Origin of the sequence: Nonomuraea cypriaca (assembly GCF_015645445.1) — a bacterium.
Lineage (GTDB): Bacteria > Actinomycetota > Actinomycetes > Streptosporangiales > Streptosporangiaceae > Nonomuraea > Nonomuraea cypriaca.
This window is the reverse complement of sequence record NZ_JADOGI010000002.1, coordinates 157,450-178,033: the sequence shown is the minus strand read 5'-3', so window position 1 is coordinate 178,033 and position 20,584 is coordinate 157,450. Positions and strand designations below refer to the sequence as shown.

Genomic DNA, 20,584 nt, shown 5'->3' with positions numbered 1-20,584 from the left:
TCATCAAGCACCATCTCAAGCGCCTGCAATACCGGCCCGACCTGCTCAACGCCATCATCGCCCAGACCGAACTGATCCTCGAACCCGAACCGCCGTAACGCGAGAAGCCAGCCTTTCAACCTCTGTATATCTCTCGGGGGCTACGTGGCTGCGTCGTATAGGTGATACGGGACGACAAGTGAAGCCTCTCGCTTGAACTTGATCTCTTTGCAAAGACCAGTTCTAAAGCGCCTATCCAGAAGTTCTGCGCGTAACGGGTGGTGAGATCGCCGAGGCGGATGGGGATTGACATGGGCCTCGCCGGGGGTTGGATCGAGGTTGCTCACACCGTCTCTCCGGCCCCGGCGAGGTCATGTCAAAGGAGAGGGCGGGATACCCTGCCTGCGGTGCCTCGAACCACGTGACCGGAGGAGTCGATGCTGAGATGACGGCAGGGCGACCGATGCCCACACAGGACGACGTGCTCGGGTACTTCAACACGCTGTCGAACTGGGGACGGTGGGGCGACGACGACGAGCTCGGCACTCTGAACCACATCACCGACGACGTCCGGCTGGCGGCGGCGCGGGCCGTGCGCCACGGCAGGAGCGTGTCGTGCGCATGGGAGGTTGCCGTACCGGAAGACATGGAGCGGTCGACGACGACGTGCCCGTGCGCCGCCGACATGCCGGGTGCCGAGGACATGCCGGTGCCCGGATTCCGCAACGACCGGCGCTGGGGCTTTTCGTCCGAGCGGCTCGGCATCACGTTCCACGGCAACACCCTCACCCACGTCGACTCGCCGTGCCACATCTTCTGGGACGGCACGATGTACAACGGGCGGTCGCACTCGCTGGTCGACGCCGCAACGGGATCGGCGTGGGCGACCGTCACGGCGGCGGCGAACGGGATCATCACGCGCGGTGTCCTGCTGGACATTGCGAGGGTCCGCGATGTGCCGTGGTTGGAACCGGGGCAGGGTGTGTTTCCCGACGATCTCGAGGAGGCGGAGCGTCGCCAGGGTGTGCGGGTGCGATCCGGCGATGCGGTGCTCCTGCGGACCGGCTATGGCCGCGTCCGGCACGAGGCCGGTGCGGCCGGCGGTTTCACGCAGGCCGGGTGGCACGCGTCCTGCCTGCCGTGGCTGCATGAACGGGAGGTCGCGCTGATCGGCGCTGACACCCCCCAGGACGTTCAGCCGTCGGGGTACGAAGACGTGTTGATGCCGGTTCACGCCGTGAGCCTCGTCGCGATGGGTCTGTGGCTGCTCGACAACTGCGATCTGGAGGTGTGCGCGAGGACGGCTGCCGAGCTCGGCCAGTGGGACTTCCACCTCGCAGTCGCGCCGGTCCGCTTCGCCGGTACGTCCGGCAGCCCGGTCAACCCGATCGCCACATTCTGATCGCGGTTCACGAGGGGGTGCGATGCCCGCAACCGCGATCGAGCTAATTAGCAGCGGCTTCACTCATGTCTGCGGCCTGGAGGCGAGGCACGCCCGGGGCTACCCAGCGTGATCAAGGCTCACCGGGAAAGGTTCATTGAGGATCAGGATCCGGCCCAGGAGTTCGCGACGCAGGGTGCCGAGAATAGGGATTCTGTCATGTGACATCCACCGAAAAATCGAAGTGCTGTTTCACGCCGCTCGCGGCGGTTCCTGCAAAGTCCTGGATACTTCACCAATGAATCGCCCGAGGCCCACCCGGGCGGTGAGCACTGAAATTCCTTGTTCGGCCAGCAGCGCGGGTATTTGCTTCGACATCCAGGCAGTAATTCTTAACGGGGGCAGAGGAACCAGGATGCGCCCGTACACCGAAAACCGTCCAAAAGGATTGGTGGAGGTGGCGGGCAAGAGTATATTCCATTGGCAGGCCGGCTGGCTGGCCCACTATGGCGTCCGGGACATAGTGGTGTCGGCGGGTTATCACGGGGAGATGCTGGAAGTGGCCGCGACCGAGGTCATGTCGGAGCTTCCTGATCTCAAGATCAATGTCGTAAGAGAGACTACACCGCTGGGCAGGGGAGGTGGTCTAAAGCATGCGGCGAAGGCGCTGCCATTCGATGAGCCGTGGTTCGGGATCAATGGCGACGTTATCACCGACATGAATCTCTCGGAACTCGCCGAACAGCGTAACCGAAGCGGCACTATCGGGACGTTGACGTTGGCCCGTTACCATTCTCACTTGGGTGTCGTCGAGGTCGATGAAGTGCAGGGACGGGTGCGGGGATTCACGCAAAGTCCGCAGCTCCCGTACTGGATCAATGCGGGGATCTACTGCTTCAGGCCGGACTTCATGATGGAACTTCCGGATTCCGGCGACCATGAGGACAGTACATTCCCCCGACTCGCCCACGAGGGGGCTCTCGGGGCGTTCCCGCTAAAGGGCTATTGGCGCGGCGTCGATACTGTCAAGGATGTGCTCGGCGCGGGAGAGGACATTCACCTGGGCCGGGTGACGGTGCCTGCCCCGTAGGGGTGATCTGTCCCGGCCGCGACCCCGCCGGAGTAGGGCGGCGAGGTCTCGACGATGTGCTTGGCGCGGCGAACGGGAGGTAGTCGACGGCACTCTCCACGATCGCGACGCCGCTGGCGTCCATCAGCATCGGCAGCAGGAGGAGCACCAGGATGCTGACGCCGAGTGTGCCCGCCGCGCTGCGCACCGCAGCCGCGATCCCCACGGCGATGACCGCGATCCCCGCGAGCACCACTCCGGTGGCGAAGACGTCCCACACCAGCTTCGGCCCGTCGAACACTCCGTACCCGCCGAACGCCGGCCATCCTGCCAGCGCGCCCACCAGACCGGCGACCCAGCCGGTCACGAGCCCGACCAGAGCGGCCACCACGGCCTTGGCCACAAGGACGACGGATCTGCGCGGCACCCATTGCAGAGTCGAGCGGATGTTGCCGGTGGAGTACTCCGAGCACACCATGACCAGGGCCAGCGCAACGATCGCCCACTGGGTGAGGACCAGACCGGTCGTCGGCCCCGCGCCGAGGTCGGTCGGGAAGTCATTGCGGCCCTGCTCGCTGGAGATCGCGATGTTGAGTCCGTAGTAGAGACTGAATCCGATCGAGGTCAGCACCGTCGCGGCGATGCAGTACCAGCTGCGAGCGCAGCGTCCAGACCTTCGTCCACTCGGCCGCGATGACCCGCGGCAGCAGGGCACCGGGAGCCTGAGCGGTCCCCTGCCTCTTGTCGAGCTTCGTCTCGGTCATCGCCGCGCCCCCTTCGACTGGTGCTTGTCCGCGGTGAGCTCCATGAACGCCTCCTCAAGCGACCCCTCGACGGTGCACAGCCCCGTGCAGGCGCACCCGAAGCTCATCGCATATGTCACCGACCTCCTCGACCCTCCTCCCCCAGATGTCCAGCTCCTGGTCGTATCCGTTCGACGGTCACCGACTCCATCGACAGCCGGGTCAGCAGGGCCTGCATGTCGCTCTCCCGCGGCACCTGCACCCGCACCATCGCGGCCGAGCTGCTCCTGATCACGGTGTCGGCCGGCGCGTCGACGACGAGCTTGCCCTGGTTGATGACCACGATCTGATCGGCCGTGAGCTGCATCTCCGACATCAGGTGGCTGGAGACGAACACCGTGCGGCCCTCGGCGGCCAGCGACCGCATGAGCTCGCGGATCTGGCGCACACCGTCGGGGTCGAGTCCGTTGACCGGCTCGTCCAGGATCAGCACCTGCGGGTCCCCGAGCAGCGCGGCGGCCAGGCCGAGCCGCTGGCCCATGCCCAGGGAGAAGGAGCCGGCCCGCTTGTTCGCGGCACCGGTCAGCTCCACGAACTCCAGGACCTCCTCGACCCGGCGGTGGGAGATGCCGTGCGTGCGGGCCAGCACCCGCAGGTGGTGCCGGGCGCTGCGCCCCGGGTGCACGGAGCCCGCCTCCAGCAACGCGCCCACCTCGAAGGCCGGAAAGCGCAGCTCCTCGTAGCGGCGGCCGTTGACCAGCGCCTCGCCTGCCGTGGGCCGATCGAGACCGAGGATCACCCGCATAGTGGTGGATTTGCCCGCCCCGTTGGGGCCGAGGAAGCCGGTGACCCGTCCGGGTTTGATGTCGAGAGTCAGGTCGGCGACCGCCGTGGTGTCGCTGTACCGCTTGGTCAGGCCCCTCAGCGTGAGCATAAGTCCTCCCGTGTCTTCATGGTGAAAACACTAGGGAGCTGCGCACGAACGCACAGTGCACGAACGGCAGGCACTCGTACTAACCTTCGTCGGGGTGCTTGCGCCGCGGCGCCGTACGGCTGGACCGTCACGGGGTCCCCCATCGCGACCACCATCTCGCGGGCACCCCGATAAGGCTCGCGGTTGTGCGCGACGGCGATGTTGTCCACCAGCAGCACATCCCCGTCTGTCCAGGGCGGGCTGACCGTGTGGCGATCGTAGACGGCGTTGATCTCGGTGACGAGGTCCTCCCCCAGCGGCTCGCCGTCGCCGAACGCCATGTTGAAGGGCAGCCCTCCCTCCTCGCAGAACTCCAGCTTGAGATAGTCCCGTACGGCCGGCTCCATGGTCCACTCGTTGAGGAAGGCGAGCTGGTTGAACAGGGAGGCCCGTCCCGTCAGCGGATGCCGGACCACGCCGGGCCGGCGCTGCGTGTGTGCAGGGCACCGTCCGACCAGGTCAGGTCCACGGCGTTGTGTGCCGCGTACCGCTCGATGACCGCCCGGTCGGCGCTGCCGAACGCCTGTTCCAGCGGGACGCCGACGTATTCGTTGTGGTTGCGTTCCAGGATCCAGCCGTCCCGCTCGATCCTGGCGACCAGGTCGGCGGGCAGGTCCTGCAGCACGCCGCTCGCGTCCGCCACGGCCGTCGCGCCGCCCTCCTCGGGGGCTCGCAGGCAGGTGATGACCAGCGTGGCCGGGACCTCGCCGAGATAGCTGAGCTCGCGGTGCATGCACATCGGCGCCGTGCGCCGTCACCAGCTCACGCAGCTCGCCCCGGTGGGCTGCAGGCTGATCAGGACCTTGGTGTACATCTCATCGCAGAGTCTCGAATCCGTCCAAGTTGATCTTGATGGACAGCTGGTCCTCACTGGTGGCCTCCCGCAAGGGGCGCAGGAACGGCGACCGGTCGGCGCCGGGCCAGCTCAGGTCGGTCAGCACGGACGGTTGTGCCGGGCCGGAACGAGCGCATGCGGCTGCGCAGGCACGACACGAAATCATCCGTCATTCCGCGAGGCGTCGTCGTGCCCGGCCCAGGGGCACGACTCCACGATTCCTGACCTGCCGGCCGCGTTCAACCGCTGCCGGAGATTCACTTGAACACCCGGCCGCCGCGGATATTGAGATTCAGCGCCTCGTGTAGGACGGGATTGTCGCCAGGTCCAGGTCGGCGTCGGCCCAGCGCCGCCGGAGGTGATCAGCCAGCAGGCGCGTCCACGCGGCGAGCTGAGCGAATGAGCGATGCCGGTCGGCGGTGGCGGCGGCCGACTCCAGAATGGAGACGAGCTGCGGACGGCTGCGATGGCCCTGCGGCCGCTCGTCCAGGACCGGGAATCGATTCAGGGCTCGGAAGGCCGACGCGAAACCGGCGGCGGCCATTCCCTGGCCGAACACCCGATCGTCGGCCAGCCCGGGCGAGACGTCCGCGGCGGCCTTGCGATAGTCGGTCTCGAGAGTCTCGGCATACGGGTCGGCGACCGTGAGCCACATGGGGCCGGGCACGTTCACCCACGCGAGGTTGGTCAACGCGTGCCGATAGCCGGCGAACTCGAAGTCGATGATCCATCCATGATCGCCTTCGACGAGGAAGTTGTTCGGTTCCGGATCACCGTTGGTGAGCACCACCAGCTTGCGATGCTCCGGGTCGTCTCCGGCCAGGACATCGTGCAACGTGGCCAGTTCGGCGGCCACCCGCCCGTTGGGCGCCAGGCCGAGTTCTGCCAGGCGCTGCGAGGTCTCGCCCCAGCGATGCCCGAGCACGGGAAGGCGGTCGGCCTCCGGAGCGGCGGCACAATAGCGTGTCTGCCGGCCATAGAAGATGGCCTCGCGGCCGGCCGAAAGCGCGTGAAGGTCGCCGATCGCACGAGCGAACGCCCTCCTGCCGGCCACCGACCGCTCGGCGCCGGCTTCCTCGGTCAGCTCCGCCAGCGACTGCTTCGACGGCAGGTCTTCCATCACCAGCAGGTTGTCGCGGAGGTCGCTGGCGATCAGCCGGGGGGCCGAGGCGAAGGCCGATTCTTCGAGGAACTCCAGCGCGGCTCTCTCCGTGGCGATCTGACGCGGATCGGTGCGGAATCCCTTGGGATCGTCGCGCAACATTTTGACGATGACGGATTGAGGAATCGTGTCGCCGTCAGAAGGGGCGGTCAGCCGGCACCGCCAGATCGACCACGGTGTCACGTGCTCGGAATCCGCTATCGACACTGTCGTGCCCAGGGATCGGCTCAGCAGTTCCTCGATATGCGAAAGGTCGAGTTCTGGGGAAGGCATGATCCTCATGGGGTGACGTAGCTGAGAAGCCGTTCTTCTGGACGCCCGCGGGCGCAAGCCCAGTATGGCAGCGATCAACATGCGGGAAAGATCGTGGCCTCGACCAGCTCGCAGATCGTGTGGCCAAGGTGGATACAGGCCTCCTGGATGCGCGGCGTTTCATCGACCGGCACTCGCACGGCGTCCCTGGTCGCCCCTCAGCGCTGGGTGGAGGTCTGGTTCGCGTCACGCCGGTAGGCGTAGTGGATGAGCCCCTTGTGGAACTTGCCCACCTTGTCGTACAGCGCGCGAGCCGGGGCGTCTTCCAGCGTGTTCCAGTAGAGACCTGGGAAGCCGTGCTCCTTGGCGTCCCGCGCCACCCACTCGATCACTGCCGTCGCGATACCCCGCCGCCGGACTTCCGCGTCCACGAACAAGTCCGCCAGATAGCATCTCCCGGCGTACCAGACACTGGCGTGGAACAGGTAGTGCGCGATGCCGACCATTTTGCCGTCCAGCCGGGCGGCGATCCCGCGTATCTGCTCGTCGTCGAGCAGGCGTCGCCAGGTCCGTTCGTAGTCGTCGTCGCTGCGTTCGACCTTGAAGTATGTGTCTTTGCCACGGGCCAGCACTTCCCAGCAGGCGCGATCGGATTCGGTCAAGAAGTTGATCTCCATCATGGCGCCCATCCTGCCGTACGGTCAGGTCTGCGTTGGGCGCGCATCAGGAAGCCGGTCAGCGCCGCGTCGAACGTGGCGGCTGGCCCGAGCCGGGGCAGCCGGCGCTGGCGCCGGTGTTGGCAGATCCACGGTCCTGGGTTTGCGCGCGGAGCTTCCGCATGCGCTGAAGCTTCTGGCATGTCCCAGCTCAGCGCCATGCTGTTCGCCTGACGCATTGCATGCACGATGGTGTGAGTCGCCGGCCACGACGAAGCAGCCGGGGCCGGCAGGGCCGCCTCGTCGAGCGGTGCGTTGGGTTGCGGGCTCAGGACAGAGGTCATTGCGCGGTCTCCCGCCAGCCGAACAGCTCGGCATCTCCAGGAGGTTCACCTGGAACGTGGCTCCCTCACCCGCGACGAGGCCGCCACCGAACTTCGCCGCTGGGCCCAGAGCTTCCGAAGCGCTTGATGAGGCACGGGCCACCAGGGTGTGACATCGCGGTAAAGCAGTGGCGCCGGCGTTCGAGGCGGAATCGCCCAGTTGGCGACCGGGGCGTCGCTGCGGTTGACACCAGCGGCGATCGAGCGCCGATTGCCTCTGAGCCTGGTCACACAGCGGCCCGCGAGTCCCCGCAGGAACGAGGGCGGCGGTCAACACTGCTACCAGCGCCTCGCATGCTTGCGTCCACGGACAACGCCGGTCTCGCGATCCAACAATCACGACAGCAAACGCAGATCAACAAGTTACTGTGGAGAGCTACACCCCCTGACTTCGCGCTCCCAGCCCAGGCCCACTACAAGGCCGCCGCACCAGGTCCGCTGTCCCGGTCACGACAGGCTCGCGATGATGTCGGCGACGGTCTGCGGCTGCGACAGGAACGGGTGGTGGCCCGCCTTCACCTCGATGACCTTGTCCGCGCGGCGGGAGAATTCGCGCTGCGCCGCCGCCGGGGTGCCTCGGTCCTCGGTGCACACCACGTACGTCGTGGGCAGGTCGTGCCATGCTGCCGCCCGTACGGGCTGCTGGGTCACGGCCAGCGTCTGCCGGACCAGAAGGGCCGCTGCGTCGCGGGCGATGTCCGGCGGGCAGTCCTGGGCGAACGTCTCGGCGAACAGTTCGGGCCGGGCGCCGAACGTGCCGCCTTCGGGGTCGAAGTCCAGGAACGGTGGCGGCGCGTCGGCGCCGAACGTCGACAGCGACTCGCCGGGCTCGGGCAGGTAGCTCGACACGAGCATCAGGTGACGCACCGTCTCGACGCCCACCGCCGCCTCGGCGGCGACGATGCCGCCGTAGCTGTGTGCCACGACCACGATCGGCTCATCCCCCTCGGTCAGGACAGCGCGCACCGCGGCGACGTCCTCGGGCAGCCCGGGACCCTGCGGTCCGGCCGGCCGGTCGCCCTCGCCACAGCTCGGCAGCGCGGGGGCAACGCTGCTGATGCCGCGCTCCTGCAGGGCCGCGGCGGCCAGGTGCCACCACCACGATCCGTCACGAACGCACGCCCCGTGCACAAAGACAACACGCATCTCTTCCTCCTTGATTCGGGTGTCCCGACCCCTTGGATCAACAGTAGACGTACCGTCAGTTACGTGAAAAAGTGTGACGATGGGACGGCACAAGCAGCCCGAGATTCGCGACCGGATTCTCGACGCCTGCGTCGACCACGCGCTCACGCACGGGCTGCCCGACCGCCTCGAGCCGTTCGCGGCGGCGTCCGGCGCCTCGACCCGGATGCTGATCTACCACTTCGGGACCCGGGACGCGCTGCTGCGAGAAACCCTGGGACGGGCGCGGCGGCGCCAGCGCGACTTCTTCGGTGAATTGCTGTCCCCACGACCGGACGAGCCCTATCTGAGCACTCTGCGACGGGCTTGGCGGGTCATGACCGGCCCGGTCGGCCGCCCGTACCTCAGCATGTTCGGCAAGCTCCGCGAGAATGCCGAGCAACAGTTGTGGCCGGGCTTTCGTCGCGAGGCCACCACGGACTGGTTGCAACCGTTCGAGGACGGCATGCGAAGCATCGGCCGTCCCGAACTCGGCACTCTCGTACTCGCGGTCGTCCGCGGTCTCATCATGGACATCGAGGCCACGGGTGATGTGTCACGAGCCGATCAAGCCTTCGACGATTTCCTGGCCGCGCTCGCCCCCGTCACCACACGGGCGAGCCGCGTCGTTCTGGCGGAGCCCGCCGCCGATACGCCTCCTGTGACGCCATCGCGTCCGGGGCGGCCGGCAAACGTCGCTTCGCCCGGCGTCTGAGCTTCACCGCTGCCGCCTGGCTGCGCTGGAGCGACAAGGACGGCGACTACACCGTCCTTGAGCGGAAGGTTTCCGATGCCCGCGCGACGTCCGGGATGGCTTATCCAGGCGCTCAGATCAGGGCGATGGCAGAATGTGACCATGCAGCCACCCCGAGCGAGATACTTCAACACCACCGGCCCGTGCGGTCCCCAGCACCACTACATGCTGCCCCCCATGCAGCGGCTCCCCCAGGCGCGCGAGCTCATCGAGATGGATCGCTACTTCGTGCTGCACGCGCCCCGGCAGACCGGGAAGACCACCGCGCTGCGCACCATGGCCTCCGAACTGACCGCCGAAGGCGGCACCGCCGCTCTGATGTTCTCCTGCGAGCGCGCCAAGTCGGCCGGCGACGACTACGCCGCCGCGGAGGAGATTCTGCTGAAGTCCCTCCGCGAGGCCGCCAAGCGGTCGGGATGGCCGGACGAACTGCTGCCGCCGGATCCCTGGCCACAGGCGCCGGCGGGCACCCGGTTCAGCGCGGCGCTGACCGAATGGTGCCACCGCTGCCCGCGCCGGGTGGTGCTGTTCCTCGACGAGATCGACGCCCTGCAGGGCAACAGCATGGTCAGCATCCTCAGCCAGCTCCGCGACGGTCACAACGCGCGGCATGAGCGGCATCCGTTCCCCACATCCGTGGTGCTGTGCGGGTTGCGCGACGTGCGCGACTACAAGGTCGCCTCGGGCGGCGACCCCGGCCGGTCGAATCCGGCCAGCCCGTTCAACATCATCGCCGAGTCGCTGCGCCTGGGCGACTTCACCGCCGACCAGATCACCGAGCTGTACGACCAGCACACCCAGGCGACCGGCCAGGCGTTCACCAAGGACGCGGTGGACCGGGTCTTCGAGCTGACCCAGGGACAACCGTGGCTGGTCAACGCCCTCGCCTATGAGATCATCCTCCAGCTGGGCGTGACCAGTGCCATCACCGCCGGGCAGGTGGAAGATGCCAAGGAGCGGTTGATCCGGAAGCGGGCCATGCATCTGGACGCGCTGGTCGCTCGGCTGCACGAGCCCCGGGTCAAGCGGGTGATGGAGCCCGTGGTGGCCGGGTCGTTCCCCGACATCGACGCCACCTTCTCCGACGATCTGTCCTACGTCCGCGATCTGGGCCTGATCAAGCAGAAACCCCCGCTGGAGGTGGCGAACCCGATCTATCGGGAAGTCATCCTGCGGGTGCTGGGCGACCCGTCGGAACAGTACGTGATGGCCGATCCGCGCAGCTTTGTGCTGCCGGACGGCCGTTTCGACCTCGACCGTCTGCTGGAGGAGTTCGTCGTGTTCTGGCGCGAGCACGGCGAGGTACTCATCCGGCAGGAGGGCTACCACGAGGCCGCCTGCCAGATCATCCTCATGGCCTTCCTCCACCGCCTGGTCAACGGTGGCGGCCAGCTCGACCGGGAGTACGCCGCCGGCACCAAACGCCTGGACGTACTGGTCCGCTGGCCCTACACCGGCCCCGACGGCGAGCGACTGATGCAGCGGGAGGCCATGGAGCTGAAGGTCTGGCGAACGAACGAAAACGACCCGACGCCCGACGGCCTCGCGCAACTCGACCGATATCTGGACCGCCTCACCCTCACCACCGGCGTGCTGGTGATCTTCGACCGGCGCCCCCAGGCCCCACCCTGGAAGGAACGAGGCGGTTTCGAGCAGGCGACCACACCGTCCGGCCGCCAGGTCACCGTTCTGCGGGTGTGACGGGTGCCTGAGCGGTCAGAGCCAGTCCCGCCGTTTCGAAGACCTCGATTCCCGTCTCCCCCGGACGGCCACCAGATGTTGCTGTCCGGACCATGCCACCTGCACGCAAAACGACTCGGCCGGGGTGTCGCCTCGACAAGAACGGCCACCGGATAGAAGATCACCACGACCCCCACTTGCGGAACAGGTGCAAGCACGCCGGGGGAGTTACGTGAGCGTCCACAGCCACAGCAAGGACATCCAAGCCGGAAAGCCGTCGGCGAGGAGCGGACCCACGCGGCGCGATCTGCTCAAGGGGGGCGCCGCGGTCGGTACCGCCGCCATCGTCGAGGGAGCGCTGGGTGCCACGGCGCGGGCCGCCTCTGCGCCCGCCAGGGACGGCGTGATCGACGTCGCCGTCATCGGCGCCGGGGTGTCCGGGGCGTACGCGGGCTGGCGGCTGCTCGCCCCGGAAGCCAGGCGCAGCGGCGTGCTGAGGAGGCTCCGGCGGCGGCGGCGCGGCGACCGGCTCGTGGTGCGCCTGTTCGAGAGCAGCGAGCGCGTCGGCGGCCGCCTCTTCTCGGTGACGCCGCCCGGCATGCCACATCTGCACGCCGAGCTCGGCGGGATGCGCTACCTGAGCAACCAGCCGGTCGTGGCCGACCTGGTGAGACATCTCCGGTTGCCGACGGCCCCCTTCCCGGTCGACGAGCCGCAGAACCTCGTCTACCTGCGTCAGCGCCACTTCACCATGAGGCAGTTCACCGACCCGGGGGTCGTACCCTACGACCTGCCGGCCGCGATCCGGGGCATGACGCCGGACGACGCGCTCCTGTCGATCATCCAGCGCTTCGTCCCCAACGCCGCCGGGATGAACCACCAGGCGTGGGACAGGATCAAGCCGACGGCGTCGGCCGATGGCCGGCGCCTGTACGACATCGGGTTCTGGAATCTGCTGCTCGATGCGATAGGGCAAGAGGGGTGGTCGTTCCTCCGCGACGGTTTCGGCTACGAATCGGTGGTGTCCAACGTCAACAGCGTCGAGGCGATGGAGGCGTCGGTTGCGGATTTCGTCGGATCCCCGCCGCCGCAGTACCTGCTCCTGCGCGACGGCTACCAGACGATGCCCGAGGAACTCGTCCGGCGGTTCGTGGCGGAGGGCGGGAGCGTCCACCTCCACCACCAGGTGCACCGGATCGACCGGGAGACGGTCGACGGCGAGGAGGTGCTGTCCCTTGCCCTCACCGTGTGGCCCCAGGGCAGGCAGCTCAAGGTGCGGGCGCGCCACGTCATTCTGGCGATGCCCCAGCGCTCGATCGAGCTGCTGGACCCGGACACCTTCCTCTTCTCCAGCAGCCGGTTCCTGTCCGACCTCGGCTCGATCGTCACGAGGCCGGCCTCGAAACTCTTCCTCGCCTACGACCGGCCGTGGTGGGAGGATCTCGGTCTGGACGCCGGTCGCTCGGTGAGCGACCTGCCGCTGCGTCAGACCTACTACTGGGGCGTCGAGGGGAACCAGCCCGGGGCCGACCGCGTCAACCGCAACGCCCTGCTGCTGGCCTCCTACAACGACCTCAGCGACGTGGAGTTCTGGAACGAGCTGCTCACGCGGCCGAAACGCCTCGCCCCGGTGGCGGTGCCCCGGCCGCCGCGGCCGATGGACGCCTCGGCGCCGGGGACACTGGTCGACGAGGCGCAGCGCCAGCTGCGCGAACTGCACGGCCGCCGCGCCCGCATCCCCGACCCGACAGCGGCCTACTTCCAGAACTGGGTGCAGGACCCGTACGGTGCGGCCTACCACTTCTGGCAGGTGGGGGCGAAGAGCTGGGAGATCATGCCGCGGATGCGCCGCCCGATCCGCGACGCCAACGTCTACATCTGCGGATCGGCGTGGTCGACCGGGCAGGGCTGGGTCTACGGCGCGCTCACCCAGGCCGAGCTGATGCTCGAGCAGCACTTCGGCCTGCCGCGTCCGGCATGGCTCTCGCCGAACGTCTACCTCGGCCCGTAGGCCGACCAGGCGGCGAAGGAGTCACGCGCCGACGCCGGATCCCGCGTCGCCCGCCGACGCGGGCCGAGCGCCCATCTGCCCGGCGCCTCCGCCGGCAGGCATTGTTCAGCGGCTACTGGTGCCGGTTGGTCAGGCGGCGTCGCAGTACGGGTTGCTCAGCGGAACGTTGCCGAATGAGATCGCATTAAGCGCAGACCTTACGGCGGCAATGCGGATGACGAAGCATCCCCCGCGCTTGGTCGCGGCTGCGAGGTTGCGGCCTGCTGCGGGGCCGAAGCTGTCCACGGCCCGCTTGCACAGGCTCGAACCGTCGAACGCGGCGTTCTTCGCGGCGTCGCAGAGCGCTTCCAGATCTTTGACCGTGGCGCTGGCATGGCCCAGGTAGAGCCGGTAGGCGATGGGAGTTCGTGCCTTACTGAGGTAGAACGAGCAGGTGCCGGTCCACACGCAGTTTCTCCGAATGGGACGCATGGCGGTGATTTCAGTCTGTTGGCTCGCGCCGAGCGTCATGGCGGCGGCCAGCGTGGCGGCCGTCGTGGTGCTCGGGGCTGCTTCGGCCGTGCCACTCATGACCCCGATGGCTAGTGTGGCGCCTGCTCCGAAAGTGGCCATCTTCTTGATGATCGAGGGAACGGTGTTGTTACTCATGGTGTGACGGCGGGCCCGCTTGTCCGATTGGCGTAGCCCGGCCCGTGGTCCGCCTCTGGGCATTCGCCGTTTCGCTAACCACCCTCTGGATGTCCGCCTCGAAAGTCTGTGGCGAAATGCACGCTGGAGCAGTTTTTCGCCCGAGACGTGGGATCTGCCCTGATCGACAACGCGAAGGCGGCAGGGATCGACCGGGTCAACCATGCACCTATCAGACCGTCCTGGGCACGGCGCCCCCCGCTGGCCGCGGTCATGGACCCCTCATCCCGGGAGAGGCTGGACGCGGCGACGATGGCGAGGAAGCTCTCGGCGCGGACATCGCCCGGTTCGCCACCTTGGAGCGCAAAGGCCCGTGGCTGCTGGCCCGTCTGGTCGCCAGACGGGTCGCACCCGGTGAGGGCGACGCGTCCGGCTCGAACATCCGTCCAGGTCGCATCAGCGCGCGGGAGTTCGCCCGCCGGCCACCTTCGAGGCCGGCAGCCCCCGCTCGATCGCCCGCAAGGAGTTCGCATCGATGGCCCAAGCCGCCGATGAGCGCATCACCAAGGTCGCCGGCATCGACAAGGTCGGCCCGCAGGCGGTCCGGCGCGAGAACACCAGCCTGCTGACCCAGATGATCGCCGATCTGGAAGCCCGGCTCGCCGAGCCGGCGGCAGGCCGACCCCGAGCGGCATCTGACGGCGTGGGAGACGCCTGGAACCCTGAGCGGGCCGGGGCTTGCAGTATGGTCAAGGGGCTTTCCTCGAGAGGAGCAGGAGACCGAAATCTCCTGCCTTGGGCGTCAACCACCTCACGGAGGCATCATGCGCAAAGGCATCGTGGTCACGGCACAGCCCGGGGTGGAAGAACTCGCCGTGCAGGCCGAGGAACTGGGCTTCAGCAGCTTCTGGGTCTATGACACGCCGATGCTCCACGGTGATCCCTTCGTGGCGCTGAGTTTATGCGCGAAGGTCACCAGCCGCATCAAGCTCGGTATCGGCGTGACGTCACCGGCGCTGCGGTCGGCACCGGCTGCGGCAAGCGCGTTCGCCAGCCTCAACGCGCTGGCGCCAGGCAGGATCATCTGCGGCATCGGCACCGGGAACACCGCCCGGCGCACCCTGGGAATGCCGCCGACCACGATGGCCGAACTCGAGACCTTCACCGCCGCGCTGCAGGATCTATGCGCCGGACGCGTCGCCGAGTACCGCGAGGGAGACCGGGTCCGCGACGTCCGCTTCCTGCATGCCGGGCAGCATGTGAACACCGCCGACCCCATCGAATTCCTGGTGGCCGCAACCGGCTTGAAGGCCGCCGCCGTCGCCGGCCGCCGCCACACCGGCATCATCTCCTTCGGCATCCTGGACCCCGCCGCCTGGCACGCGCGCGATCACGCCCGCCAACAGGCCGGGGGCGCGCCCGGCGACGCCGACTCCTACGTCATGACCTCGCTACACGTGCTCGACGAGGGTGAGGACCCCTACGGCGACGCGGCTCGGGACGCAACGGGCCACATCGTCATGTCATTCCTGACCTTCGCCGCCGATACACCTGCTTTCGCCGAAGGGCTCGGCGCTGAAGAACGCGACGCGGTGCAGTCCCTCCTCGACCGGCGGGGCACCACGATCGCCGCACCGGACCGGCACATTGCGCTCTACCCCAACTACCTGGGGCGCATTTCGCCGGCAGAACGGGACCTGAGCCTGCCGTCGCTGATCGACATACTGGCGCTGGTCGGAACGCGGGACAACCTCCTCGCCCGCATCGCTGACCTGGAACGAGCCGGGGTCAACGAGATCGTCATCCAGCCGGTGATCGATCCCTCGACAGAGATGGCCGAGTTCGCGAAGCTGGAGGCATCATCGCTCAAAGCGTCCAGGAAGAAGATCAACGGCTAGTTCAGAGAATTTACCGGTCGGGTGCGAAGGCCATCACGCCCGGCCATGACCGCGTCGGACTCAGAGCTTGCGGATCGATACGGCGTTGTCACCGACCCCGCCGCCTCGGGCGTACACGCACAGGTAGCTGCGCACGACGGAAACGGTAGATGGTGCCGGGCTGACCACACTGGTACCAGTCGAACCGCCGTCACGCCCCGGAGGGCTGCGGGTCAGGCCGCGGCGACCTGCAGCAGCAGTGACGCGAGTTCGCCGGGGGCGGTGACCATCGCCTCGTGGCCGGTCGCGATCTCATATACCGGCCAGCCGCGGGTGGCCGCCCGTTCGGCCTGTGGGGTGAAGACCCGCATCCAGTCGGTGCACTCGATGAACGCCGCCGGCACCTGGTCGCCCTTGCCGGTCAGCCGCAGCGGCTCGGTGTAGGTGAGCCACGGGTGCGGGGTGAGCCGTGGGGTGAGCCAGTCGAGGTCGGCCTCCTCGGTGACCCCGAGGACGTTCAGTGAGCGCACGGGGATGAGCCAGCCGAACCCCGGACCTGACACTGACTCGCGGTAGTGCCCGGCGACGGTGGTGGGCAGTAGGTCGATCGCGGCCTCCCCGTCGTTGCCGACGAAGGCGTCGAGATGGATCCGCTTCGCCAGGCGCTCCCCGATCCGGTCCGCTACGCCTGTGACGACCTGCCCGGCGTAGCTGTGCCCGACGAGCGCCACGTCCCGGGCATCGTGGGCCTCGACGAGCGCCACGACATCCTGGATGTGCGTGCTGAGCCCGACCTGCGGACTCAGCAGGTGGGCGCGGTCGCTGACCCCCGTCAGCGTCGGGGTGTGGACGTCGTGGCCCGCCGCGCGCAACAGCGGGGCCACCCGCTGCCACACCCAGCCGCCGTGCCATGCTCCGTGGAGTAGTACGAACGTGCTCACTGATTGCACCATCTTGTGCTCGAAGGTCAGGCGTTCTCAAGGACGATCATCCCGGCTCCGGTCATCGAGGCGGGAACGAAGTAGTGCTGGTGCTTGACCAGGACATCGCGGTTGAGCGCACCGCGCATGACCAGCCACATGATCAGTTCTGCTCCCTCACCACCGAAGGTCTCGATGTACCGCTGCCGGCTCCAACCGGCGAGTTCGTCGGGATCTTCCGCGATGTCTTTGAGGAACTGCCGGTCGGCCGGCGGATTCACGAATCCGGCGCGAGCTCCCTGGAGTTGGTGGGACAGGCCACCGGTTCCGAGAACGACGAATTTCTCGTCGCTGTCGTAGCTCTCGATCGCCTGGCCGAGCACCTTGCCGAGGGCGTAAAGACGGTCGGGCAGCGGGATCGGATACTGGAGCACGTTGACGAAGATGGGTACGACCTTCACCGGCCACGCATCGGACGGCTTGCCCCAGAAGAGTTCCATGGGCACCTGCAGGCCGTGGTCCACCTTGATTTCCTGGATGATCTCCGGGTCGAAATGGTTTTCCACCAAGGTGTCGGTCAGGTGCCATGCGAAGTGGCTCGCTCCCTCGAACGGGGGGATGGCCCGCGGCCCCCAGCCCTCGTCGACAGGCAGGTATTCGGCGGCGCAGCCGACCGCGAAGGTAGGGACACGATCAAGGAACATGGCGTTGAAGTGGTCGTTGAAGACCACGACCGCGACGTCGGGCTGGTGTTCGCGGATCCATTGCCGGGCGGGCAGGTAGCCGTCGAAGAACGGCTTCCATTCGGGCGTGTCGCGCAGTCCCTTCTCGAGTGCCGCACCGATCGAGGGGACGTGCGAGGTTCCCAGTCCTCCCACAAGTCTTGCCATGTCCTACACCTTTTTCCCGAGCCTGTCCCGCAGGAATGTCTCGTGGTCCATGCCGGCTTGGTGAGCACCGATCTCGGTGATGCGAATCGGATCGACCGCGGAGATCTTCAGGATGAAGAAGAGATTCCCTCCGAGGCGCACCATCTCTCGCCAGTCACGGGTCAGCACCGCGGTCTTCTCCTCGTCATTCAGGCCGAAACGGTCCAGGTAGGCGCGCTCGTCGGCCTTGAATGCCTCCCGGTTGGCCGGGTCGACCAGTCCCATGGCCATCTTGTTGATCCGGTAGCCGCCAAGTTGGCGCTCCCGATCGAGGAGGGGGGTGTCGGGTATGCGATCTGGTTCCGTGAATGGCCCGCCCATGGGCTTCTCCCTCGTCTTCGCGGTGCTTCGAACCTCGCAGGCGACGCACCACCGTGCGGTCAGGTCAGGCCGTCGCGCGCCAGCCGCCGTCCGCGTAGACCTTGCGGGCGACTTCGGTGTAAGGAACCGGGCTCACCGTGGCACCGATCTCGGTCTGCGCATGGCTCTCGACGGTGAGCTTGTTCGTGCCACCGTCGGGTTCTCCCCACACAAGTGAGACCTGGAGGCCCGGCTCCGCGTTCTCGGCGTCGAGCATCGCCAGCGTCAGCATCTTGCGCTCGTTCGAGCTGTAGCCGATCCACGTGGAGATTCCCGCCGGTTCACCGTGCGCCTTCACCAGGTCGTAGGGGTGCATCGAGTAGACCGCGGACGGGAATTCAAACCATTTCGTGCTGAGTCCGCGTTCGAGTTGAGAACCGATGGCCTTGAGGAAGTCGGCCTTGTCCAGCGCGAGCGTGACCTTCTTCCGGTGCGGGCCGCCGGCCTTGGCCTCCAGTGCTTCGCGGCCGATGAAGTCGTGGTCGAACTTCACGAAGGACCCGTAACCGAGATCCCACGGCGTCAGGTAATAGTCTTCGATGTTGTCCGATGCGAAGCTGCCACCGATGGACGCGGCGGCCTCATAACCGTTGGCCGGCAACCACTGGCGATAACTTTTGAGCGACTCCCCCGTGTAGACCGCCGGCAGGGGTGAGGGGATCCAGCCCGACTCCAAGGTGTTCGAGGAATAGGCTCGGCCGCCGACCAGCCGCATACCGAACTCTTCGCCGGCGTCGACCAGCGCCTGATGCACTTCCTCGCCCTCGCCCCAGGGCCCGAACAACTCGTATCCGGGTTGCCCGGCCATGCCGTGGCGCAGCGCGCGGACCGGCCTGCCCGCGATGGTGATCGTCGTCATATGGAAGAACTTCAGTTGGGGGGCGGGCCCGCCGGTCACCTTTTCGATCACCTTGGCCGCGTTCGGCCCTTGGATCTGGTAGCGGTACGACCTGCGGTTGAACGGATCCGGACGGGCCGCGGAGCGCTCGTCAAGTGTCGTCGTGACGTCGTAGCCACCGGTTTCGGCGTGGAAGCGCACCCAGTTGAGTGCAGGTATGCGCCCGACCAGGTTGAAGGTGTTCTCGGCCAGGTGGAAAAGTATGACGTCGCCGATGACATAGCCGTCGTACGTGCAGGGCACGAACTGCTTGGCGGTGTCGACCCGGAAATTGGCGAAGCTGTTCACACCCAGATACGACAGCAGTTCAAGGGCTCCGGGTCCTTCGACCAGCAACTCCGCCATGTGGTAGGACTGGTTGAAGAGAACGCACGTGTTCTGCCAGCTCCGCTGCTCGTCGCGCCAGTTCGTGTATTCGGCCGGCACTCCGGGATAAGCGTTCGGCCCGGCGGGGAGATTGCGAAAGTGATCCGCCAAATTGGTCTGAACGCCGTTGAGAACGTCTTGAAGGCTCTTGTAGGTCACAGCATGTTTCCTTTGTCTGAGGTGCCGGTCCTAGGCCGCCTAGGACACGTGACATGGGCCCGCCGCGCCGGCCGTCATCGCTCGGCGGAGTCGCCTTCGCCGCGGCCGGCGTCGTCCGGTCCCTCGTCGGGGGCGTCGACGTAGCGGACTCCGAGTTGGTCCAAGGTGGCGCGCATGCCGTACAGGTCCAGCCCCAGGACGCCGTCGCGGAACTGCTCGCGTTTCTCGGCTTCGCCGGCCATGCTCGCGGTGGCTTCGCCGGCCACCGCGGTCGCGTCCTCGCGCGCCACGACGAGGACACCGGCGCCGCACTGTTCGATCGCAGCGTGGATCATCAGGTTGTCCCCGGGATGGCTGAGCACGGTGACCGCGCGACCGGCGATGCGAGCCCCGGAGTAGATCGGGCGCAGCACGGGCGAGAGCAGCCCGCGGCGACCCATGGCCTCGTGGACGGTGGCCACACCGGCCTCGGCGAGGACTTTCACGGCCCCGGCGTCCGGGCGCACCCGGGTCCGCACGATGACGTGCCCGTCGGTGAAGCCGCTCATATCAACTCGGCTCCAACCAGGGGGAAAACGCGTTGGTACGCCTCCGCCTGGAGGACGTCGCCGGATGCCCCGTTACGGCGGGCCTGTACGCCTCGCCGTTGACCGAGTTCGGTGTAGTACTCGATCAGGTGATGCTGGGCGGACATGACCTCCATGGCCTTGCGTTTTCTGTCGAACACCGGCGTGATGTCCAGCAACAGGTTGGGCACGAAGCCGCACACCTCAGGCTGGTGCGGCTCGAACATCAGCACCTGCGTCGCCCCGATCGGCGTGGTGGCCCGGTCATGCCCCATCGCCTGGGCGACCATGCGAGTGGCCAGCGCGGTCTCATGGGCGGTGTTGTGGTCGCGGTTGTAGGGGTCGTTGGCGACGTGTGTCAACAGCACGTCAGGCTGCGCATCGCGCAGCGCCGCGACGACCCGTTCACGGGCGTCCTCGGACACGACCAGCGGGTAGTCGCCCAGGTCGTAGAAGTCGACGTCGACACCGAGGGCGGCGGCGGCCTCCTCGGCTTCCTCGCGGCGGATGCGCTTCACGGTGTCCATCTCCATGTGCGGCCGCTTCCACAGGCCCTGCGACTCGCCTCGCTCGCCGAAGCTGAGACAGATCACCCGTACGGAGTCGCCGCGCGCGGCCGACAGAGCCAGCGCGCCGCCCGCCCGCCACACGAAATCACCAGAATGGGCAGTGATCGCCACGATCGAGCGAGTCACTCGAGATCCCGTCATACCCTCTGCTACCCGCCTTCTGTCCATCGTCGGTGACATGGGGACCACGTCCCGACCTGGTCACCCGCGAGGTGCGCACCCGTCGGATCGCGTTCCCGGGGCTTGTATGAACGCTACAGAGCCGCGTCAT

Annotated in this window: 22 protein-coding genes; 6 read left to right on the top strand and 16 right to left on the bottom strand. The window is 67.3% G+C overall.

Translation table 11 applies throughout. The annotated features are described in order from the left end of the window. The first annotated feature begins 424 nt into the window (after window positions 1-424). On the top strand, window positions 425-1,381 hold the full coding sequence (locus ITP53_RS01665; protein WP_236050277.1) for a cyclase family protein: 957 nt from the start codon (window positions 425-427) through the stop codon (window positions 1,379-1,381). Window positions 1,382-1,685: 304 nt separating this feature from the next. Continuing rightward, a complete protein-coding gene (locus tag ITP53_RS01660) occupies window positions 1,686-2,450 on the top strand; it encodes a nucleotidyltransferase family protein (protein ID WP_407941207.1) in 765 nt (254 codons plus the stop codon). Here ITP53_RS01660 and ITP53_RS01655 read toward each other — a convergent pair. The 9 genes from ITP53_RS01655 to ITP53_RS01630 form a co-directional block, all read right to left on the bottom strand. Beyond that, entirely contained in the window at window positions 2,386-3,060 is a 675-nt protein-coding gene (locus ITP53_RS01655) for an ABC transporter permease subunit (protein WP_195893439.1), read from the bottom strand. The genes ITP53_RS01660 and ITP53_RS01655 overlap by 65 nt on opposite strands. A 129-nt stretch (window positions 3,061-3,189) precedes the next feature. Beyond that, entirely contained in the window at window positions 3,190-3,312 is a 123-nt protein-coding gene (locus tag ITP53_RS59985; RefSeq protein ID WP_328813672.1) for a hypothetical protein, read from the bottom strand. Continuing rightward, a complete protein-coding gene (locus ITP53_RS01650; protein WP_207755411.1) occupies window positions 3,309-4,106 on the bottom strand; it encodes an ABC transporter ATP-binding protein in 798 nt (265 codons plus the stop codon). Before ITP53_RS01650 ends, ITP53_RS59985 begins: the two co-directional genes overlap by 4 nt. Then, window positions 4,094-4,561 (bottom strand): TauD/TfdA family dioxygenase, encoded by a 468-nt coding sequence (locus ITP53_RS58955; protein WP_207755410.1) that lies wholly within the window; start codon window positions 4,559-4,561, stop codon window positions 4,094-4,096. The genes ITP53_RS01650 and ITP53_RS58955 overlap by 13 nt, the downstream gene beginning before the upstream one ends. After that, window positions 4,543-4,878 (bottom strand): TauD/TfdA family dioxygenase, encoded by a 336-nt coding sequence (locus ITP53_RS58950; protein WP_207755409.1) that lies wholly within the window; start codon window positions 4,876-4,878, stop codon window positions 4,543-4,545. Before ITP53_RS58950 ends, ITP53_RS58955 begins: the two co-directional genes overlap by 19 nt. Window positions 4,879-4,960: 82 nt before the next feature. Then, window positions 4,961-5,086 carry a hypothetical protein gene (locus ITP53_RS58945; protein WP_268960886.1) on the bottom strand — a complete coding sequence of 42 codons (126 nt, stop codon included), beginning with the start codon at window positions 5,084-5,086 and terminating at the stop codon, window positions 4,961-4,963. Window positions 5,087-5,272: 186 nt separating this feature from the next. After that, window positions 5,273-6,496 (bottom strand): phosphotransferase family protein, encoded by a 1,224-nt coding sequence (locus tag ITP53_RS01640; RefSeq protein WP_195893438.1) that lies wholly within the window; start codon window positions 6,494-6,496, stop codon window positions 5,273-5,275. Window positions 6,497-6,612: 116 nt separating this feature from the next. Next, window positions 6,613-7,074 carry a GNAT family N-acetyltransferase gene (locus tag ITP53_RS01635; protein ID WP_236050272.1) on the bottom strand — a complete coding sequence of 154 codons (462 nt, stop codon included), beginning with the start codon at window positions 7,072-7,074 and terminating at the stop codon, window positions 6,613-6,615. Window positions 7,075-7,880: 806 nt separating this feature from the next. After that, complete coding sequence (locus ITP53_RS01630; protein WP_195893436.1) at window positions 7,881-8,579, bottom strand: alpha/beta hydrolase; 699 nt, start codon at window positions 8,577-8,579, stop codon at window positions 7,881-7,883. A gap of 79 nt (window positions 8,580-8,658) precedes the next feature. On the opposite strand from ITP53_RS01630, the gene ITP53_RS01625 reads away from it, so the two are divergent. From ITP53_RS01625 to ITP53_RS01615, 3 genes are all read left to right on the top strand, one after another. Then, window positions 8,659-9,312: a TetR/AcrR family transcriptional regulator gene (locus ITP53_RS01625; RefSeq protein WP_207755408.1), complete on the top strand. Its 654-nt coding sequence runs from the start codon at window positions 8,659-8,661 to the stop codon at window positions 9,310-9,312. A 141-nt stretch (window positions 9,313-9,453) separates the two neighbouring features. Continuing rightward, window positions 9,454-11,052: an ATP-binding protein gene (locus ITP53_RS01620; RefSeq protein WP_207755407.1), complete on the top strand. Its 1,599-nt coding sequence runs from the start codon at window positions 9,454-9,456 to the stop codon at window positions 11,050-11,052. A 211-nt stretch (window positions 11,053-11,263) separates the two neighbouring features. After that, window positions 11,264-13,042: a flavin monoamine oxidase family protein gene (locus tag ITP53_RS01615; protein ID WP_195893435.1), complete on the top strand. Its 1,779-nt coding sequence runs from the start codon at window positions 11,264-11,266 to the stop codon at window positions 13,040-13,042. Window positions 13,043-13,171: 129 nt separating this feature from the next. Here ITP53_RS01615 and ITP53_RS01610 read toward each other — a convergent pair whose 3' ends face one another. Further along, the gene (locus ITP53_RS01610; RefSeq protein ID WP_195893434.1) at window positions 13,172-13,690 is read right to left on the bottom strand and encodes a hypothetical protein; all 519 of its coding nucleotides are present in this window, start codon (window positions 13,688-13,690) and stop codon (window positions 13,172-13,174) included. Between the two features lie 803 nt (window positions 13,691-14,493). Here ITP53_RS01610 and ITP53_RS01605 point away from each other — a divergent pair. After that, a complete protein-coding gene (locus ITP53_RS01605) occupies window positions 14,494-15,567 on the top strand; it encodes an LLM class flavin-dependent oxidoreductase (RefSeq protein ID WP_195893433.1) in 1,074 nt (357 codons plus the stop codon). 212 nt (window positions 15,568-15,779) lie between these two features. On the opposite strand, the gene ITP53_RS01600 is transcribed toward ITP53_RS01605, so the two are convergent. The 6 genes from ITP53_RS01600 to ITP53_RS01575 all read right to left on the bottom strand — a co-directional run bounded on the left by ITP53_RS01600 (window position 15,780) and on the right by ITP53_RS01575 (window position 20,439). Then, window positions 15,780-16,487, bottom strand: coding sequence for an alpha/beta fold hydrolase (locus ITP53_RS01600; protein WP_195893432.1), 708 nt, complete (start codon window positions 16,485-16,487; stop codon window positions 15,780-15,782). A 26-nt stretch (window positions 16,488-16,513) separates the two neighbouring features. Next, window positions 16,514-17,356, bottom strand: coding sequence for a class III extradiol dioxygenase family protein (locus tag ITP53_RS01595; protein ID WP_195893431.1), 843 nt, complete (start codon window positions 17,354-17,356; stop codon window positions 16,514-16,516). Between the two features lie 3 nt (window positions 17,357-17,359). After that, entirely contained in the window at window positions 17,360-17,716 is a 357-nt protein-coding gene (locus tag ITP53_RS01590; protein ID WP_195893430.1) for an extradiol ring-cleavage dioxygenase, read from the bottom strand. 64 nt (window positions 17,717-17,780) lie between these two features. Beyond that, complete coding sequence (gene desA / locus ITP53_RS01585) at window positions 17,781-19,178, bottom strand: syringate O-demethylase (protein WP_195893429.1); 1,398 nt, start codon at window positions 19,176-19,178, stop codon at window positions 17,781-17,783. 74 nt (window positions 19,179-19,252) lie between these two features. Then, entirely contained in the window at window positions 19,253-19,726 is a 474-nt protein-coding gene (locus ITP53_RS01580; RefSeq protein ID WP_195893428.1) for an RraA family protein, read from the bottom strand. Next, window positions 19,723-20,439: a PIG-L deacetylase family protein gene (locus tag ITP53_RS01575; RefSeq protein ID WP_328813659.1), complete on the bottom strand. Its 717-nt coding sequence runs from the start codon at window positions 20,437-20,439 to the stop codon at window positions 19,723-19,725. The genes ITP53_RS01580 and ITP53_RS01575 overlap by 4 nt, the downstream gene beginning before the upstream one ends. Window positions 20,440-20,584 lie beyond the last annotated feature (145 nt).

Coding starts and splice junctions, on each gene's coding strand:
- ITP53_RS01665 (WP_236050277.1), top strand. CDS start 425: ATGACGGCAGGGCGACCGATGCCCACACAGGACGACGTGCTCGGGTAC.
- ITP53_RS01650 (WP_207755411.1), bottom strand. CDS start 4,106: ATGCTCACGCTGAGGGGCCTGACCAAGCGGTACAGCGACACCACGGCG.
- ITP53_RS58950 (WP_207755409.1), bottom strand. CDS start 4,878: ATGCACCGCGAGCTCAGCTATCTCGGCGAGGTCCCGGCCACGCTGGTC.
- ITP53_RS01640 (WP_195893438.1), bottom strand. CDS start 6,496: ATGTTGATCGCTGCCATACTGGGCTTGCGCCCGCGGGCGTCCAGAAGA.
- ITP53_RS01635 (WP_236050272.1), bottom strand. CDS start 7,074: ATGATGGAGATCAACTTCTTGACCGAATCCGATCGCGCCTGCTGGGAA.
- ITP53_RS01630 (WP_195893436.1), bottom strand. CDS start 8,579: ATGCGTGTTGTCTTTGTGCACGGGGCGTGCGTTCGTGACGGATCGTGG.
- ITP53_RS01625 (WP_207755408.1), top strand. CDS start 8,659: ATGGGACGGCACAAGCAGCCCGAGATTCGCGACCGGATTCTCGACGCC.
- ITP53_RS01620 (WP_207755407.1), top strand. CDS start 9,454: ATGCAGCCACCCCGAGCGAGATACTTCAACACCACCGGCCCGTGCGGT.
- ITP53_RS01610 (WP_195893434.1), bottom strand. CDS start 13,690: ATGAGTAACAACACCGTTCCCTCGATCATCAAGAAGATGGCCACTTTC.
- ITP53_RS01605 (WP_195893433.1), top strand. CDS start 14,494: ATGCGCAAAGGCATCGTGGTCACGGCACAGCCCGGGGTGGAAGAACTC.
- ITP53_RS01595 (WP_195893431.1), bottom strand. CDS start 17,356: ATGGCAAGACTTGTGGGAGGACTGGGAACCTCGCACGTCCCCTCGATC.
- ITP53_RS01590 (WP_195893430.1), bottom strand. CDS start 17,716: ATGGGCGGGCCATTCACGGAACCAGATCGCATACCCGACACCCCCCTC.
- ITP53_RS01580 (WP_195893428.1), bottom strand. CDS start 19,726: ATGAGCGGCTTCACCGACGGGCACGTCATCGTGCGGACCCGGGTGCGC.